Source organism: Micromonospora sp. NPDC005203 (assembly GCF_042872705.1).
In the GTDB taxonomy this organism is placed as follows: domain Bacteria; phylum Actinomycetota; class Actinomycetes; order Mycobacteriales; family Micromonosporaceae; genus Micromonospora.
Genome location: NZ_JBIAKV010000014.1, coordinates 160215 through 176457, shown reverse-complemented (window position 1 = coordinate 176457; position 16243 = coordinate 160215). Strand labels below are relative to the sequence as shown.

Below are 16243 nucleotides of genomic sequence, written 5' to 3'. Positions count from 1 at the left end.
GCATCACCCTCGATGCCGGCCTCGCCGACACCGTCACCTGGTACCGCGACAACCGCACCTGGTGGGAACCCCTCAAGACCACACCCACCGCATGAGCTGACAAATGCCGCGGGTGGTGGCAGCCGACGGTGCGAACCTCGTCGGCGCCACCACCCGCGGCGTTGTGCGTCAGGTCACCGACCGCCGGCGCGGAAGACCTCCGAGACGGTACGGAGGACCACCTTGACGTCCAACCACAGCGACCAGTTTTCGATGTAGTAGTTGTCGAACCGGGCCCGGTCGGAGATCGGGGTGTCGCCCCGCAGACCGCTGACCTGGGCAAGCCCGGTGAGGCCGACGGGGGCGCGGTGACGTGCCGCGTAGTTCGGGTATTCGGCCGAGAACTTCTCCACGAAGTACGGTCGCTCCGGCCGCGGCCCGACGATGCTCATGTCGCCGCGCACGATGTTCCACAGCTGGGGCAGTTCGTCCAGCGAGGTCCGGCGCATGAACCGGCCGATCGGGCTGACCCGGTTGTCGTGCGCGATGGACCAGTTGGTCTGGGACTCCTGCTCGTTCACGGGACGCATCGACCGGAACTTGATGACGTTGAACGGCTTGCCGTACCGGCCGATCCGCTCCTGGTAGAAGAAGATCCCCGGGCCGCCATCGATGAACGTGGCGAGGGCGCAGAGCAGCAGCACCGGGCTCAACAGCAGGAGCGCGACCCCGGCGACCAGGATGTCGGAGGCCCGCTTGATGGCCCACCGTGGGCCGCTCAGCGTGATGTCACCGATCTTGACGATCGGGAACGCGCCGATGTGGTCCGGGTAGCCGCTGTGCGAGCGTGAGCCCCACAGGCGCGGCACGGCCCAGAGGTCACAGCGCGAGCTGCGGGGCCGCAACAGGGTTTCCATCAGCGTCGTCTCGTCGCAGTCCGGGTCGGCGATGATCAGGACCTCGCACTCCGTCAACCGGACGAGGTGTTCGAGGTCCGTCATCGTCCCGCTCAACGGGAGCGCCGCGGTGTTCTGGCGGGACGGAGCGTCGACGCAGCCGACGAACCGCAGACCGTACTGCGGGTAGCGACGCAGCAACCGGGCGATCTCAAGACCGATCGGCCCGCCGCCGACGACGAGCGCGTTGTGCTCCGCCCAGCGACGCTTGCGGGACAGGACGGTGAACGACCTGCTGGCCGCCCGCCCGAGGATCACCAGCAACGCCGACAACGCGACGCCGCGCATGAACCCGCCGACGTACGCCACCGAGGCGTGGCGCTCGGCCGCGATGATGGCCACCACCGAGGCGGCGGCCAACAGTCGCCCGCAGAGGCTCGGCAACTCGTCGAGGATGCTCACGTGACGGCGCGGCCGGTACAGGCCGCCGGCCGAGAACAGGGCGATGGTCAGGGCGGCGTTGGCCATCGTCCCGCGCCAGTAGCTCTGCGTCAGCAGCAGCGGGGCGATGAGCGCGACCGCGTCGACGGGCGCGTTCATCATCCATGCCCGCAGCCATCGGGTGCGCGACGAGGTGCGGGACCTCGCGTACGGCAGGACGGCGGTGGTCCCCAGACCGGGCACCTCGACCTTGGCCGGGGCCGGGGCCTGGGCCGGGGCCTCCCTCGCCTGGGGCACGGGTGGGGCGCCTCCGTAGAGGCGAGCCCCGTCGCCCGGCATGTCGAGGTCGTCCCCGCCGACCGACGGCGTGGACGAATGGCTGGTCGCCGGATGGCCTGACACTTGTGGACCTCCCCGTGAAAGCCCTCGGTCATGCATCCCGACCAGAAGGGCGACCGAACTCTACGATCGACCCGGTCGTGCCACCATAGCCGCCAAGTCAGTTCCGCCTCCTACTTTGCGGCGGCGAGGATTTCCGGAACGTTGTCGTTACGGACCGCATCAAAGACCTTCGCGGCTTTTTCCTTGTCGGCGAGCACCACGCTCTCGGTGCCCATCATGCCGGTGCCCTTCACCGGGCAGGTGAGGAACGTCAGGTTGCCGCTGCGCAGATCGCGCATCTCGGACCCGAGGTCGACCAGGTTCAACTTCTTGTCCACGGCGACCGCGTCCGCCGTCGCCTTGATGAAGGAGTTGAGCTTGGCCGGGTTGGCGAGAGTGCCGCCGGACGCCGCCTTGTCCAGGATCGCCTTGATCACCTGCTGCTGGTGCCGGATACGGGCGAAGTCGCCGTCGGCGAACGCGTGCCGTTCGCGCGCGTAGTCCAGCGCGGCCGCCCCGTCCATCTTCTGCCGCCCGGCGTTGAACGTCCGGCTGCCGTTGAGCGCGTACAGCGTGGTGAAGCCCTTCTCCACGTCCACGTTGATGCCGCCGAGCGCGTCCACGATCTCCTTGAAGCCGCTGAAGTCGACGATCGTCACGTGGTCGATCCGCACGCCCGTGAACTTCTCCACCGTCTGCACCAGCAGCGGCACTCCACCCCAGGCGAACGACGCGTTGATCTTCGCGTCCCGGCCGCCCCGGCCGCTCGAGGACTTCGGCACGCTGACCCAGGTGTCCCGGGGGATCGAGATGAGCTGGGCGCTGGACCGGTCCTTCGGAAGGTGGGCCACGATGATCGTGTCGGTGCGGGAGCCGGACTCGCTGTCCGGGTCGCGGGAGTCGCTGCCGAGGATCATGATGTTCATGGCGCCCTTGGCGTTCTCACCCACCTGCGGGCGATCGGCCTCCGGCACACCATCGAAGGCGTCGACGCGCTCGATGCCGGAGTTGATCGAACGGAAGTACAAACCTCCGGCGATCATCCCGCCACCGCCGAGCAATGCCAGGACCACGAAAGTGATCAAAGCGGCCGTCTGCCACCGGGGACGCTTCGAACGCGACTTCTTGGTCGGCTCCGGTGGTTCCTGCGCCGCGATGAACTGGGTCTCGGGCTCCGCGTACTCTTGGCGATACTGCATGCCGCGATGCTACTGATTCCCGGTTACGGGGATGTACCCCCGTCCGGGTCGTCGGGCTCCACGTCCCGACCGAATCGTTTCCGACGATCGTCGTGGCGAGCCCGGGAGAGTCCGTCACCACCGGTTTCCAGCGACGGAATCGGCATGGCATGGTGGCCGGGTGCGGTTGACATCGATCCACACGTACCCCGTCAAGGGTTGTCACCGGCTTGACCACGACGGCGCGTTCGTGCAGCCGTGGGGTCTGGCCGGCGACCGGCGCTGGATGGTCGTGGACGCCGACGGCGTCGGCGTCACCCAGCGCGAGACCACCCGGCTGGTCGGCCTGCGCGCCACCGTGCACCCCGGGGGCCTGTCGCTGCGCGCCGACGGGCAGCCCGACCTCGACGTGCCCGAGCCCGCCGACGGCGGACCGGTCGCGGTGCGGACCTTTCGCAACCGCAAGCTCCCCGTCCCGGCCCTGCCGGCCGGTCGAGCGGCCGACGACTGGCTCGGCGCGCTGCTCGGCCGACCGGTCCGGCTGGTCTGGCTGGCTGAGCCGACCCGCCACCTGGCCGCCGGGGACCGCGAACACGACACCGGTGACCAGGTCAGCTTCGCCGACGCCTACCCGCTGCTGCTGGCGAACACCGCCTCCCTCGACGCCCTCAACGGCTGGCTGGCCGAGGCGGGGGAGGAACCGGTGCCGATGAACCGGTTCCGGCCCAACCTGGTGCTCGACGGGGCGTCGGCCTGGACCGAGAACGACTGGGTCGGCCGGTCGCTGCGCATCGGTGACCTGCGGTTCCGCGCCGCCGGGCCGTGCGACCGCTGCGTGGTGACCACGACCGACCAGGAGACCGGGGTACGCACGAAGGAACCGCTGCGCACCCTCGCACGGCACCGCACCAACAGGCAGAAGGTCCTCTTCGGACTGCACCTGGTGCCGGTCGACACCGGTCACCTGGCGGTGGGCGCACCGCTTGTCATCGTCCCCTGACCAGGGTCGACCGCCACCGCCACCGCCGAGCGGTACGCACCGATCACCGTCCGTCAAGGCTGTCTTAGCTTTGGCTTAGCCGGCTTGTCCGCCCACGTCCCGTTCCGGCAGCATCGCCGTCGTGACGGATGTAAGCGTTGTCGACATCGACCTGGACCATGCTCCCCAGCAGCGTCCCGCGTCGGCGTCCCGCTCGACGCCCTGGCTCGTCGCCGCCGGCGTCACAGTCGTCGCAGCGGCGCTGGGGCTCACCCTGACCCTGCGGTCCGGCTCCGCCCCGGCCTGCGCCGCCGGCCGGACCCTCGCCGCAGCGCCGCCCACCGGCACCACCACGCACAGTGGCAAGGCCACCTTCTATGACTCGAACGGCGCCGGCGGCAACTGCTCGAACCCCGCCGCCCCGGCCAACAAGCTCTACGTCGCGCTCGGCCCGACCGAATACGCCGCGGGCGCCGCCTGCGGAGGCTTCCTCGACGTGACCGGCGCGAAGGGCACCGTCCGAGTGCTGATCATGGACCAGTGCCCGGAGTGCGCACCCGGGCATCTCGACCTGTCCCGGGAGGCGTTCGCCCGGATCGCCGAGCCGGTCCAGGGCCTCGTCCCGGTCACCTACCGCGCGGTGGTCAACCCACCGCTGCCCGGTCCGCTCACCTTCCGGATCAAGGAGGGCGCGTCGCAGTTCTGGTTCGCCGTCCGGGTCGGCAACCACGGCAACCCGCTGCGATCCGTCGAGGTCCGCCAGGGTGACAGCGGCCCGTGGCGCCCAGCCGCCCGGCAGGACTACAACTACTGGCTGATCGCCTCCGGCGCCGGAGCCGGCCCGTTCACCATCCGGGTCAGCGACGTGTACGGCAACCGTGCCACCGTCAGCGGCATCCGGATGGCACCCGGCCAGGTGCAGAACAGCGCGGTCCGGATGTACGGGCGCGGCGGCGTCGCGGCCACTCCCCGCCCCTCCGGGTCGGCCCGGCCACCCGGCAAGCGACCCATCGCAGGCACACCGACGCCGACCAGCCGCCCGGTCGAGGTGGCGAAGGCGAGCACGCCGGCCACCAGCACGCCGAGCACCCGGCCGGCCGAGACGAACGCCCGCTGGTGCGCGGGCTGACCGCTCAGTCAGTCGGAGGCAGATCGAGCCACATCAGGATCTCGTCCCGGTCGTCCTCGGGCGCCACCCGCAACGCGGCCGGCAACCGGCCGATCTCCCGGTAGCCGAGGCGGCCGTAGAACCTGTCCAACCCCAACCCGTCGCGGACCGTCACGTGCAGCGCCTCGTGGCCGAGTCGCCTGCCGATACGGGCGGCCTCGGCCATCAGCGCCGAGCCGTAACCGGTGCCCTGGGCGTCCGGGTGGACCATCACCCGCTTCAACACGCACCAGTGCGCCTTGAGCGCGAAGCGGTTGTCGGAGAAGACCAGCAGGCCCGCCAGTCGATCGCCGCAGTATCCGACAAGCAGGCGGTCCGGTCCGTCGGCGATGCCGGCGAAGGTCGGGTCGGCGAGCACGTGCACGTCGACGGCGGTCACCGGCGCAACGAAGCCGACCGCGCCACCGGCGTTGCTGACGTCCGTCCAGAGCGCGACGATGTCGGCGCGCAGGCGCGGGGTCAGGTCGGGGTCGAGGACGAAACGCAGACTCACGCCGGCCATCCTGACCCGCCGACCAGGCCCGTGACCCTCGACAGTGACACGCCCGACAATCCCGAGGGGTGCGTGGTGCTCGTTTGTGCGGGAGAGGGGATTCGAACCCCTACGCCCTTTCGGACAATAGGACCTAAACCTATCGCGGCTGCCGTTACGCCACTCCCGCCAACCCGCTGAGTCTAGAGCGTCCGGCTTCCACGGTGTCGAGCCCGGCCTCCGCTGCGGATGGCCGAGGCCGGGTTGTGGCTCAGCGACTCGGTCCCGGGCTCAGCGACTCGGTCCCGGGCTCACCGACTCGGTCCCGGGCTCAGCGACTCGGTCCCGGGCTCAGCGACTCGGTCCCGGGCTCACCGACTCAGTCCAGGCCGAGGTCGCGGCGGAGCTTGGCGACGTGTCCGGTGGCCTTGACGTTGTAGAGCGCTCGCTCGATCTTGCCGTCGGCGTCGATCACGAACGTCGAGCGGATCACTCCGGTGACGGTCTTGCCGTACAGCTGCTTCTCGCCGTACGCGCCGTAGGCGATCAGCACCGTCCGGTCGGGGTCGGACACCAGTGGGAAGGTGATCGCGTCGCGCTCGCGGAACTTCGCCAGCTTCTCCGGCTTGTCCGGGGAGATGCCGACGACCTCGTAGCCGGCGGCCTGGAGCGAGGCGAGCGAGTCGCGGAAGTCGCGTGCCTGCTTGGTGCAGCCGGGGGTCATCGCGGCCGGGTAGGCGTACAGGACCACCCTGCGACCGCGCAGGTCGGCGAGGGAGAACTGGTCACCGGTGTCGGTGGCGAGGGTGAACTCGGGCGCGGGATCACCGGGGGAGAGACGGTCGGGCGTGGTCATGGCCCGACGATACCGCCGGCTGGGCGGGGCGCGTCGCCGGCGACGCGCCCCGGCCGGCGCCGGCGGCCGTTGGTCAACTCGTCGTTCAGGAAACCGGGGCATCCGCGGGTCGGGGAGGCCCCGACATCAGGGAAGGTGAGTCGATCATCAGGCGGGACACCGCGACATCAGGGAAGGTGAGTCGATCATCAGGCGGGACACCGCGACATCAGGGAAGGCGAGTCGATCACCCGCGCGACCGGCCGCCGCGGAGTTCGGGCGATCGCAAGGTGATCAACACCTCGCGTTGTTGCCAGGGTCTGGCAACAACGAGTGATGGGAAATAGGCTGACGCTCGCTGGCCCGATCGGGTCCGCTGACGTCTGGGAGGTCGCGTGGAAACACTGGCGATGCACATCTCGAACGGGATCATCGACGGTCCGGTCGCAGCGATCTTCGCCGCGCTCGCTCTTGCCGGGCTCACCGTCTGTGTGCTGCGCGGCCGGCGCGACCTGGACGATCGGCTGGCCCCGATGGCGGGCCTGGTGGCCGCGTTCATCTTCGCCGTCCAGATGCTCAACTTCCCGATCTTCACGGCCGGCGTGAGCGGCCACCTGCTCGGCGGAGCGCTCGCCGCCATGCTTGTCGGCCCGTGGGTCGGCGCGCTCTGCGTGTCCGTGGTTCTGGTGGTGCAGGCGCTGGTCTTCGGTGACGGCGGAGTGGCGATGCTCGGCCTCAACATCACGAACATGGCGCTGCTCGGCACCGCAGCGGCGTACGTGCTGATCGCGGTGCTGCTGCGGGTGCTGCCCCGGACGCGGGCGGGCCTGGCCGTGACCGCGTTCGTCGCCGCCACGCTCAGCGTGGTGGTCGCGTCGCAGGGCTTCGTCCTGCAGTACTGGCTGGGCGGCACCACCGACCTGGGAAGCAACCTGACCGGTCTGGCCGGCACGATGGCCGGCGTGCACTTGCTGATCGGCATCGGCGAGGGCCTGATCACCGCGACCACCGTGCTCACCGTCGCGAAGGTGCGACCCGACCTGGTGTACGCGCTGCGCTCGCTGCGCGCGCCCGCCGCCCCCGCTGTCCCGGTCGTCGGAGGTGTTCGATGAAAAATCGCTCGTGGGTGTTCCTGGCCGGTGGCCTGCTGGTCGCGCTCCTGCTCGCCGGGGTGGTGAGCAACTACGCCTCGTCCCACCCGGACGGGCTGGACTCGTCCCTGCTCAAGGGCTGCACGGTCGACGCCGACGACAACATCGTCGGCGGCAGTTGCCCGGCTCAGCAGGCCCGGGACCACGAGTTCGCGGACAGCCCGCTCGCCGACTACGGGGTGCGCGGCGTGTCGAACAGCTTCGTCTCCACCGGGCTCTCCGGGGTGCTCGGGGTACTCGTCACGTTCGCGATCGGCGCTGGCGGTTTCTGGCTGCTGCGCCGCCGGGGCACGACGCCGACCGACGGTACGACGCCGACCGACGGTACGACGCCGACCGACGGTACGACGCCGACCGACGGTACGACGCCGACCGACGGCACCGACCCGGTCGGCGACGACACGACGACACCCGTCCGGCGCCGCGCCGACGCGGCGAGCTGAGCAGAGGTACGCAGGATGGGTGCCGGTCACGGGCATGTGCTGTACCGCGAGTCGGACTCGCCGGTGCACCGGCTCCCGCCCGAAGTCAAGATCGTGGCGATGGTGGTCTTCACGATCGCCGTGGTGGCCACCCCACGCACGGCGTTCTGGGCCTTCGGCGCGTACGCACTGTTGGTGGTGGCGGTCGCGGCGCTGGCCCGGGTGGGGCCGCGGTGGCTGCTCAGCCGGGCGCTGATCGAGCTGCCGTTCGTGCTGTTCGCCGTGGCGCTGCCGTTCCTCGGCACCGGCGAACGGGTCGAGGTGCTGGGCCTGCGGCTGTCCGAGGACGGGCTGCACGGCGCGTGGAACATCCTGGCCAAGGGCACCCTGGGCGTGCTCGCCTCGCTGCTGCTCGCCGCGACCACCACCACCCGGGACCTGATCGTGGGGTTGGACCGGCTGCGTTGCCCGCAGGTGCTCACCCAGATCGCCACGTTCATGCTGCGCTACCTCGACGTGCTGGTCGGCGAGGCGCGGCGGATGCGGGTGGCCCGGATCTCCCGGGGCGACGACCCGCGTTTCCTGTGGCAGCTGCGCGGCTTCGCCGCCGGGATCGGGGCGTTGTTCCTGCGCGCCTTCGAGCGCGGCGAGCGGGTCTATCTGGCGATGCTGTCGCGTGGTTACACCGGGCGGATGCCCGCCGTGTGGCAGGGCGACGGTGCCGCGAGCATGGGTCAGTGGCTCGTCGCGTCGACGGTGCCGGTGTTGGCCGCCTCCATCGCCGCCACTGCCGTCCTGCTGTCATGATCGGTGTCGTGCAGACCGCTGTCTCGCTTGACGTTCGTGGCGTTCGGTACGCGTACCCGGATGGGCACGTCGCCCTGCACGGCGTGGACCTGAGCGTCCCGCGCGGCGACCGGGTGGCGCTGCTCGGGCCCAACGGCGCCGGCAAGACCACGCTGGTGCTGCATCTCAACGGAATCCTCGTCCCGACCGAGGGCAGCGTGAGTGTCGGCGGGCTGACGGTCACGCCGGACCGGGCCACCCTGGCCGAGGTGCGTCGCCGGGTGGGCATCGTCTTCCAGGACCCGGACGACCAGTTGTTCCTGCCCACGGTGGCCGAGGACGTGGCATTCGGGCCGGCGAACCTGGGTCTGCGCGGGGCGGAGTTGGCCGCCCGGGTGGACGAGGCGCTCGCCGCGGTGGGGATGGGCGCGCACCGCGACCGGTCCCCGCAGCATCTTTCCTTCGGGCAGCGCCGCCGGGTGGCGGTGGCGACCGTGCTCGCCATGCACCCGGAGATCCTGGTACTCGACGAGCCGTCGTCGAACCTGGACCCGGCGGCCCGGCGTGAGCTGGCCGAGATCCTGCGCGACCTGCCGGTGACCCTGCTGATGGTCACGCACGATCTGCCGTACGCGGCGGAGCTGTGCGACCGCTCGGTGATCCTGGACGGTGGCCGGATCGTCGCCGACGCCCCCACCCTGGACCTGCTGACCGACTCGGCTCTGCTGGCCCGCCACCGCCTCGAACTTCCCTACGGCTTCACCCCACCCCGGTAACTTCCACCCCACCCTCGTTGATCATGAGGTTATTGCTCCCGACACGCCGGGGGGAGGGCAGTAACCTCATGATCAACACGGGCCGGTGGGGCAGGGGGCAGGGGGCAGGGGGCAGGAGGGACGGGGGCGGGGGCTGGGTCAGGTGCGGGCTGGGGTTGGGGTGCTGGCGGCCGCGTGGAGGCGGAGGACGCCTGCGGCTGTCGCCCCGGTGCCGGTGATCAACACCAGCGCGACCATCACCCGGGCGATCTCGGGTGGCCAGGGCACCGGGGCGATGGATCGGGCGAACACGGCGGCGTTCGCCGCGCCGGCGAAGAGCGCCAGGCAGGCCCCGGCCAGCGCCACCGCGAAGTCGGCGGCCGGGCGGCGGGCCAGCGCGTAGCAGCCGGCGGCGATCGCGCCGAGGCCGGTGAGCAGCGACCAGATCTGCCCGGACAGCAGCCCGAGCGTCACCCCGCCCACACCCTGGGCGCCCGCGTCCAGTTCCCGCCCCAACGGGTACGCGACGGCCACCACGCCGCCCACGACCAGCAACGTGCCCACCGCGGACAACGCGCGGGCGCCGGCGGGCGAGGCGGCGGCGAGCAGGCCGAGCGCGCCCACCGCGAGCAGCCCGACGATCGTCACCGCCCACCAGGTGTACGCGTCCGGTGGCGGCACCCAGTCCACCGTCCCGCCGATCGTCACCTGGTCGGCGCCGTCCCGTAGGGGGATCGTCCAGTCCCGGACCCGGTGCTCCCGGTCCGGTGCCGCGCGTACCGCCGCCGGTGGTGCCGACTCCTGCCACAGCGCGCGCTGGTCGTGCCAGCGCGCGGTGGTCCCGTCGGCGACCCGCCGCCAGGTTGGCTGGGCGGCCGGGTCGGCGTCGGCCGGGAGCGCGGTGTCCCCGGCGATGGTGCGGTTCAGGTAGGTGGCGGGGGAGCGGCTGTTCTCGAAGACCCCGTCCGGGGTGATCCGCAGGTACGGCTCACCGGAGTAGCCGACGACCTCGACGGCCCGACCGGTGTCGTTGGTCAACTCCAGTCGGGCGCCCGCCTCGACGACGCGTACCTCCAGCCCTGGCCGCTGTGGCGTGACCCCGGTGGTCCGGGTGCGGTAGTCGGTGCCGTCGGGGGCGTCCGCGCCGTGCGCGGCGGCGGGCGCCGCGGTGAGCAGGGTCGCCACGCCGGCGGCGGTGGCGACCAGGCCGACGCGGGCCAGCAGGGTACGGATCACTTGCCGGCCGCCGCCACGGCCGCGGTGAGGCTGTCCGGGGTGGGGTTGGTGAGCGGCTGGCCGTTGACCATGACCGTCGGCGTGCCGGTGACCTTGCTCCGGCCGGCCTCGTCGGTGACGTGGTCGGTCCAGGTCTTGTACGTCTTGTCCTTGACGCAGCCGCCGAACGAGCCCCGATCGAGGCCCACGCCGGTGCCGATGTCGATGAGTTGGTCGTCGGGGAGGCCGGCGCTGCCCTCCGGCGGCTGCCTGTCGAAGAGCGCCTTGGCGTACTCCCGGAACTTGCCTCCTGCCGCGGCGCAGCCGGAGGCGGCCGAGGACCGGGTGGAGTAGTCGGTGGTGGAGAAGCGGTTGAGGAACGCCACCGGGTGGTAGACCACCTTCGCCTTGTTGTCGGCCACCAACTGCTCGAGCGTCGCCCCGGTGGCCTGCTCGAACTGCTTGCAGACCGGGCAGAGGAAGTCCTCGTAGACGTCGACGGTGACCGGCCCGCCACCGGTGACGATGCCGGTGCCGGCCGCGTTCGCGCCGGGTGGGGTGGTGAAGGAGTCGGAACGCTGGTTGGTCCAGACGGTCCAGCCGACGACACCGGCGATGACCAGGACGACGACCGCCGCGGCGGACACCCAGACCGTGCGGCGACGCCGTCGCTCGCGGGCGAGTTGCTCGCGGACCACCCGGGCGGCGTCCCGCTTTCCCTTGCGACTACTCATCCTCGTCCTCCACAGCGGGTTCGCCGGACAACCACCCGTCCACCGATACCGGCGTACGCGGCCAGACCAGCAGAAATCCGGCCAGTACCAAGAATCCCAGGTCCCGCAGGATCTCCGGGAGGTAACTGGGTGCCTGCCCCTCGCCCAACTGCCCGCCGCTGCCGAAGCAGCCGCAGTCGATGGCCAGCCCACGTGCCCAGGCCGAGGCGATCCCCGCGATGAAGACCACCAGCAGCGCGGCCGACACCCCGGCGGCGAGCCGGGTGGCCAGCCCGAGCAGCAACAGCACGCCCAGCGCCAACTCGACGAAGGGCAGGGCCGCGCCGACCACGGTCGCCACGTCGTACGGCAGCACCTGGTACGCGTTGACAGCTCGCCCGGAGGCGGCCAGGTCACCGACCTTCGACGCGCCGGCGATGAGCCAGACGGCGGCGAGGCCGAGCCGTGCCGCCGTGGCGAGCCAGGGCCGGGCGACCGGCCAACGGTCGAGCCGGGGGGAGGGTGCAGTCACGCTCATTGTGTCGTCCCGTCTGCGCCGGAAGTTCCCCGCTCAGCCGGTCAGGGCGTCGCCGACCGCCTCGACCAGCTCGTCGCGGGCCCGGGCGACCCGGGATCGGATGGTGCCCACCGGCACCCCAACGACTTCGGCCGCCTCGGCGTACGACAGGCCGAGCACCTGGGTGAGCACGAACGCGGCGCGCCGCTCGGCGCTGAGCCGGCGGACCAGGTCCGCCGCGCCGAACTGGCCGGCCGGGTCCGGGTGCGGGCGGTCGGTGTACGCGTTCGCGGCCAACCGCTCGTCGAGTCGGCGGCGGCGGACCACCGTGCGCAGGTGGTCGGCGCAGGCCCGTCGGGCGATGCCGAGCAGCCAGGTGCGGACGCTGGAACGGCCCTCGAACGCGGGCAGCGCCCGAAACGCCCGCAGGTAGGTCTCCTGAGTCAGGTCGTCGGCGCTGTCCGGGTCGACCAGGGCGGCGGCGAACCGCCAGACCTCGGTCTGGGTCAGCCGGACGAACGCCGCCTGGGCGCTCGGGTCACCATCGCGCGCGCTGAGCGCCCACTCGGTCGCCGGGTCCCGGGCGACGGCACCGGCCGGCTCTGCCGGACCGGCGGCACCGGTGTCACGCGGGACGGGGATCACGACAAACCAGGTTACGCGGCACCCGAGGCGGCGTCACGGTCCTTCGACTCCTGGATGGTCTGCACCACGTCGGGAACTTTTCCCCCACCGGAGCCGACTACCTCCTCATGACACGCGATCCCTCCCGCGCGGCACGGGCGGCTGAGCAGAGTTGAGCCCTCTGCCCGACTCGGCTCGCCGAGATCCACACCGGTCGGCGACCATGGCTGGCATGACTGTCGCCCCCCGCCGCTGGATCACCCGGCTGGCTGCCGCCGCCGGCCTGCTGGTCACCGTCGTCGCCCTGTTGATCGCGCCAGCCACCCCGGCCAGCGCCCACGCGGTGCTGGAGAGCACCAGCCCGGCCGCCTCCTCCGTCGTGCCGAGCGCGCCGTCCGAGGTGGTCCTCCGGTTCAGTGAGTCGGTCCGCAAGGTTCCCGGCAAGATCAGGGTCATCGCCCCGGACGGGTCCCGCGCCGACCGGGGTGAGCCGTCCTTCGACGGCGGCGAGGTGCGCATTCCGGTGGACCCGGCCGGCGGGCGCGGTACCTACCTGCTCAGCTTCCGGGTGATCTCCGCCGACAGTCACCCGGTGTCCGGGGCGTTCACCTACTCGGTCGGCGCGCCCTCGACACCACCCGTCGACTCCGGCACGGACAGCCGCGCCAACCCGGTCGTGGGTACGGCGGTGAAGGTGGCTCGTTTCCTCGGCTACACCGGTCTGGTGCTGCTGGTCGGGCCGGCGCTGGTGCTCGCCGCGCTGTGGCCGCGACGGCTCTCCCGGCGGGGGCCGGCGCGGCTGGCCTGGACCGGCCTCGGCCTGGTGGCCGTCGCCACCCTCGCCGACCTGTGGTTGCAGGTGCCCTACACGGCCGGCGGTGGCCTCTTCGACGTGACCGGCGAGGGGTTCGGCAGTGTGTTCGGCAGCACCTTCGGCACCGCCCACCTGGTCCGACTCGGCCTGCTGGCGGCCTCCGTCTTCCTGCTCCGGCCGCTGCTGACCCGGCCGGTCGGGCGCGCCGACGCGATCATCCTGGCCGTGCTCGGCGGCGCCGCCCTGCTGACCTGGCCGCTGGCCGGGCACCCGGCGGCCTCCCCGGCGCCGGCGGTCTCCGTGGTCGTCGACGCGGTCCACCTGGGCAGCATGGCGATCTGGCTGGGTGGTCTGCTGATGCTCGCCGCGTTCCTGCTGCGCCAGGCCGACGAGCGGGAGCTGGGCGCGATCCTGCCCATCTGGTCACGGTGGGCGGCGCTCGCCGTCTCGGCGCTGCTGCTCGCCGGCACCGTTCAGGCGCTGATCGAGGTGGGCACCCTGCAGGCGCTGTTCGACACCTCGTACGGGCGGCTGCTGCTCGCCAAGATCGCGCTGTTCGCGGTGGTGATCGCCGTGGCCGCGTACTCCCGGCAGTTGGTGCGTCGGCGCATCGCCGCGCAGCGCCCGGTGCCGGTCCGCCGTGCGGTCTGGGTGGAGTTGGCCGTCACCGTGGTGGTGCTGAGCCTGTCCGCCACGCTCGTGCAGACCACGCCCGCCCGCACCGCCGTGGCCGGGCCGTCCAGCACCGAGGCCGGCCTCTTCAGCACCAAGCTGTCCAGCTCGCTCTACGACATGCAGATCGAGGTGAGCCCCGCCCAGCGGGGAAACAACTCGGTGCACCTGTACGCCTACGACAAGAACGACCAGCCGCTGCCGGTGGTGGAGTGGAAGGCGACCGCCGCGCTGCCCTCGGCCGGGATCGAACCGATCGACGTCCCGCTGCTGCCGTTGACGGACAGCCACGCCTACGGCGACATCAGCCTGCCGGCGTCCGGTGACTGGCAAATCAAGATCACTGCCCGAACGACAGACATCGACCAGGCCACGGTGACCGCCACCGTGCCGATCCGTTAGAGAGGTCCGCGAAACCCATGACCCGATTCCGGCGTACCGCAACCGCCGCTGCCGCCCTGGCGTTCACCGCCGCCGCCACCGCTGTGCTCGGCTTCGCCGGACCGGTGTCCGCGCACGTCACGGTCAACCCGAAGGAGGCGGTCCAGGGCGGGTACGCCCGGCTGGCGTTCCGGGTGCCCAACGAGAGCGACACCGCCTCGACCACCAAGCTCGAGGTGACCCTGCCGGAGAACGCCCCGGTCGGCTCGGTGTCGACCATGCCGGTGCCCGGCTGGACGGTCGCGACGGAGAAGCGCAAGGTGGACCCGCCGATCGAGGTGCACGGCAGCCAGCTCACCGAGGCGATTTCCAAGATCACTTGGACGGCCACCGGTGACGCGGCGGTGAAGCCCGGCCAGTTCCAGGAGTTCCCCGTCTCGTTGGGGCCGCTGCCGAAGGTCGACTCGATGGTCTTCAAGGTCCTACAGACCTACTCGGACGGCGAGATCTCGCGCTGGATCGACCCGCCGGCGCCGGGTGCCGAGGAGCCGGAGCACCCGGCGCCGGTGCTCACCCTGGCCGCTGCCGCGGCATCCGCAGGTGCGCCGGCGCCGAGCGCCGCCGCCGTGTCGTCGCCCGACGACGACGATGACGACGAGGGCAACGGGCTCGCGGTCGGCCTCGGTGTGGCCGGTCTCGTCGCCGGGCTGGCTGGTCTGGTGCTGGGCGGGCTGGCGTTCTCCCGGAGCCGGCGGGAGCCGGTCGCCAAGGTCTGACCCCCGTCCCACCCGCTGGCCCGCCGGAACCTCTCCGGCGGGCCAGCGCGCTTTCCGCGGTCGGACCGTGCGGTGCAGTGGATATTCCCTGATCACCGCGCCCGCGTCGGTAAGGTCGGCCGGGTATCTGGCTACGGAGGGAGACGGTGCGAATGCGTTTCGTGCGGACGATCGTCGGTGTGCTGCTGGTGGCCATGGGGATTCCGGCGCTTTTCGCCGGTGGCGCGTTGTGGTTGGTGACGCGACACGCCGACCCCGACGGGGCCTTCGCCGCCCGCTTCGAGACGCTCCGCACGCCCGGTCACGCGGTCGTGGTCACCGACCTCGACCGCCTGCTGCGCCGGGAGGCGCCGTTCGCGCGTACCGGGCAGACCCGGCTGCGCCTGGACGCCAACACCTCGGGTGGCCCGTCCTTCGTGGGGCTCGCCCCCACCGCCGAGGTGCGTGCCTGGCTGGCGCCGGTGCCGCACGCCGTGGTCCGTCGGGTGGCGCTGGCCCAGGGTCCGCTGCCGGTTCGGCTGGACCCGGCCGGTCCCGCTGCGGGCGGTCCGGTCGATCCGGCCGCCGTCGTGCCGGTCGGCCCGCCGGATCGGCCGTCCTGGGTACGCCAGGGCGTCGGCTCGCTGGAGTGGAGCGCGGACGACCTGGCCGGTGAGCCCATGAGTCTGGTGTTGATGCGCCCCGACGGTGCCGCCGACCTGGCACTGGACCTGCGCGCCGAGGTGCGGGCGGGGTGGACCGGCCCGGTCACCTGGAGTCTGCTGGCCGCCGGCGTCTTGCTGGTGGCGTGCGCCCTGCTGCTCCTGCTGCGACCGTTGCGCCCACGCGAGGTCATCTTCGTGGTGGAGCCGGATCAGGTCCCGGTGCTCGCCGGCCGGCTCGGGGTCACCTCGCTGAGTGGCCTGGGTGCCCGGAATTCCGCGCCGGCCGCGCCGTTTCCGGCTGTCCGGCAGCTCACCATGGTCGGTTCGGGTGCGAAGGCCACGACCCGGCCGGTGGCGGTCGACGAAACGGCGGGTGGCCCTCCGCGCTGCCGACGCGGAGGGCCACCCGCACCGGGGGATCAGTGCTACCTGAGCGGCGCTTGA

At 71.8% G+C, this 16243-nt stretch carries 17 protein-coding genes and 1 tRNA gene; 9 read left to right on the top strand and 9 right to left on the bottom strand.

The features are described from left to right. Window positions 1-173 precede the first annotated feature (173 nt). Window positions 174-1613, bottom strand: coding sequence for a sugar transferase (locus ACFYPM_RS26585; RefSeq protein ID WP_387202250.1), 1440 nt, complete (start codon window positions 1611-1613; stop codon window positions 174-176). A gap of 215 nt (window positions 1614-1828) precedes the next feature. Then, the gene (locus tag ACFYPM_RS26580; protein ID WP_387202247.1) at window positions 1829-2896 is read right to left on the bottom strand and encodes an LCP family protein; all 1068 of its coding nucleotides are present in this window, start codon (window positions 2894-2896) and stop codon (window positions 1829-1831) included. A 160-nt stretch (window positions 2897-3056) separates the two neighbouring features. On the opposite strand from ACFYPM_RS26580, the gene ACFYPM_RS26575 reads away from it, so the two are divergent. Together ACFYPM_RS26575 and ACFYPM_RS26570 are read left to right on the top strand one after the other, a co-directional pair. Further along, window positions 3057-3875 (top strand): MOSC domain-containing protein, encoded by an 819-nt coding sequence (locus ACFYPM_RS26575; protein WP_387202242.1) that lies wholly within the window; start codon window positions 3057-3059, stop codon window positions 3873-3875. A gap of 121 nt (window positions 3876-3996) precedes the next feature. Continuing rightward, window positions 3997-4983: an expansin EXLX1 family cellulose-binding protein gene (locus ACFYPM_RS26570; RefSeq protein WP_387202239.1), complete on the top strand. Its 987-nt coding sequence runs from the start codon at window positions 3997-3999 to the stop codon at window positions 4981-4983. Window positions 4984-4987: 4 nt separating this feature from the next. Here ACFYPM_RS26570 and ACFYPM_RS26565 read toward each other — a convergent pair whose 3' ends face one another. The 3 genes from ACFYPM_RS26565 to bcp form a co-directional block, all read right to left on the bottom strand. Beyond that, window positions 4988-5524: a GNAT family N-acetyltransferase gene (locus tag ACFYPM_RS26565; protein WP_387202236.1), complete on the bottom strand. Its 537-nt coding sequence runs from the start codon at window positions 5522-5524 to the stop codon at window positions 4988-4990. A 77-nt stretch (window positions 5525-5601) separates the two neighbouring features. Beyond that, window positions 5602-5684: transfer RNA gene (locus tag ACFYPM_RS26560), tRNA-Leu, on the bottom strand. Between the two features lie 189 nt (window positions 5685-5873). Then, window positions 5874-6350, bottom strand: a complete 477-nt coding sequence (bcp, locus tag ACFYPM_RS26555) for a thioredoxin-dependent thiol peroxidase (RefSeq protein ID WP_387202233.1) — start codon at window positions 6348-6350, stop codon at window positions 5874-5876. 374 nt (window positions 6351-6724) lie between these two features. Between bcp and ACFYPM_RS26550 the strand changes: the two genes are divergently transcribed. The 4 genes from ACFYPM_RS26550 to ACFYPM_RS26535 are packed head-to-tail and all read left to right on the top strand — an operon-like array spanning window position 6725 to window position 9464. Then, window positions 6725-7441 carry an energy-coupling factor ABC transporter permease gene (locus ACFYPM_RS26550; RefSeq protein WP_387202230.1) on the top strand — a complete coding sequence of 239 codons (717 nt, stop codon included), beginning with the start codon at window positions 6725-6727 and terminating at the stop codon, window positions 7439-7441. Continuing rightward, the gene (locus ACFYPM_RS26545) at window positions 7438-7923 is read left to right on the top strand and encodes a PDGLE domain-containing protein (RefSeq protein WP_387202227.1); all 486 of its coding nucleotides are present in this window, start codon (window positions 7438-7440) and stop codon (window positions 7921-7923) included. The genes ACFYPM_RS26550 and ACFYPM_RS26545 overlap by 4 nt, the downstream gene beginning before the upstream one ends. A gap of 15 nt (window positions 7924-7938) precedes the next feature. Further along, window positions 7939-8709 (top strand): cobalt ECF transporter T component CbiQ, encoded by a 771-nt coding sequence (gene cbiQ, locus ACFYPM_RS26540; protein ID WP_387202224.1) that lies wholly within the window; start codon window positions 7939-7941, stop codon window positions 8707-8709. Beyond that, window positions 8706-9464 carry an ABC transporter ATP-binding protein gene (locus ACFYPM_RS26535; RefSeq protein ID WP_357250888.1) on the top strand — a complete coding sequence of 253 codons (759 nt, stop codon included), beginning with the start codon at window positions 8706-8708 and terminating at the stop codon, window positions 9462-9464. The genes cbiQ and ACFYPM_RS26535 overlap by 4 nt, the downstream gene beginning before the upstream one ends. A gap of 138 nt (window positions 9465-9602) precedes the next feature. On the opposite strand, the gene ACFYPM_RS26530 is transcribed toward ACFYPM_RS26535, so the two are convergent. From ACFYPM_RS26530 to ACFYPM_RS26515, 4 genes are read right to left on the bottom strand one after another with little or no spacing between them, the layout of a single operon-like run. Next, window positions 9603-10679 carry a hypothetical protein gene (locus ACFYPM_RS26530; protein WP_387202221.1) on the bottom strand — a complete coding sequence of 359 codons (1077 nt, stop codon included), beginning with the start codon at window positions 10677-10679 and terminating at the stop codon, window positions 9603-9605. Then, window positions 10676-11392 carry a DsbA family protein gene (locus ACFYPM_RS26525; protein WP_387202218.1) on the bottom strand — a complete coding sequence of 239 codons (717 nt, stop codon included), beginning with the start codon at window positions 11390-11392 and terminating at the stop codon, window positions 10676-10678. Before ACFYPM_RS26525 ends, ACFYPM_RS26530 begins: the two co-directional genes overlap by 4 nt. Further along, a complete protein-coding gene (locus ACFYPM_RS26520) occupies window positions 11385-11909 on the bottom strand; it encodes a MauE/DoxX family redox-associated membrane protein (protein ID WP_387202215.1) in 525 nt (174 codons plus the stop codon). Before ACFYPM_RS26520 ends, ACFYPM_RS26525 begins: the two co-directional genes overlap by 8 nt. A 33-nt stretch (window positions 11910-11942) precedes the next feature. Further along, a complete protein-coding gene (locus ACFYPM_RS26515) occupies window positions 11943-12533 on the bottom strand; it encodes a sigma-70 family RNA polymerase sigma factor (protein WP_387202212.1) in 591 nt (196 codons plus the stop codon). A 202-nt stretch (window positions 12534-12735) separates the two neighbouring features. Between ACFYPM_RS26515 and ACFYPM_RS26510 the strand changes: the two genes are divergently transcribed. The 3 genes from ACFYPM_RS26510 to ACFYPM_RS26500 all read left to right on the top strand — a co-directional run bounded on the left by ACFYPM_RS26510 (window position 12736) and on the right by ACFYPM_RS26500 (window position 16243). Next, window positions 12736-14400, top strand: coding sequence for a copper resistance CopC/CopD family protein (locus ACFYPM_RS26510; protein ID WP_387202209.1), 1665 nt, complete (start codon window positions 12736-12738; stop codon window positions 14398-14400). 17 nt (window positions 14401-14417) lie between these two features. After that, a complete protein-coding gene (locus tag ACFYPM_RS26505; protein ID WP_387202206.1) occupies window positions 14418-15155 on the top strand; it encodes a YcnI family protein in 738 nt (245 codons plus the stop codon). Window positions 15156-15307: 152 nt separating this feature from the next. After that, entirely contained in the window at window positions 15308-16243 is a 936-nt protein-coding gene (locus ACFYPM_RS26500) for a hypothetical protein (RefSeq protein WP_387202203.1), read from the top strand.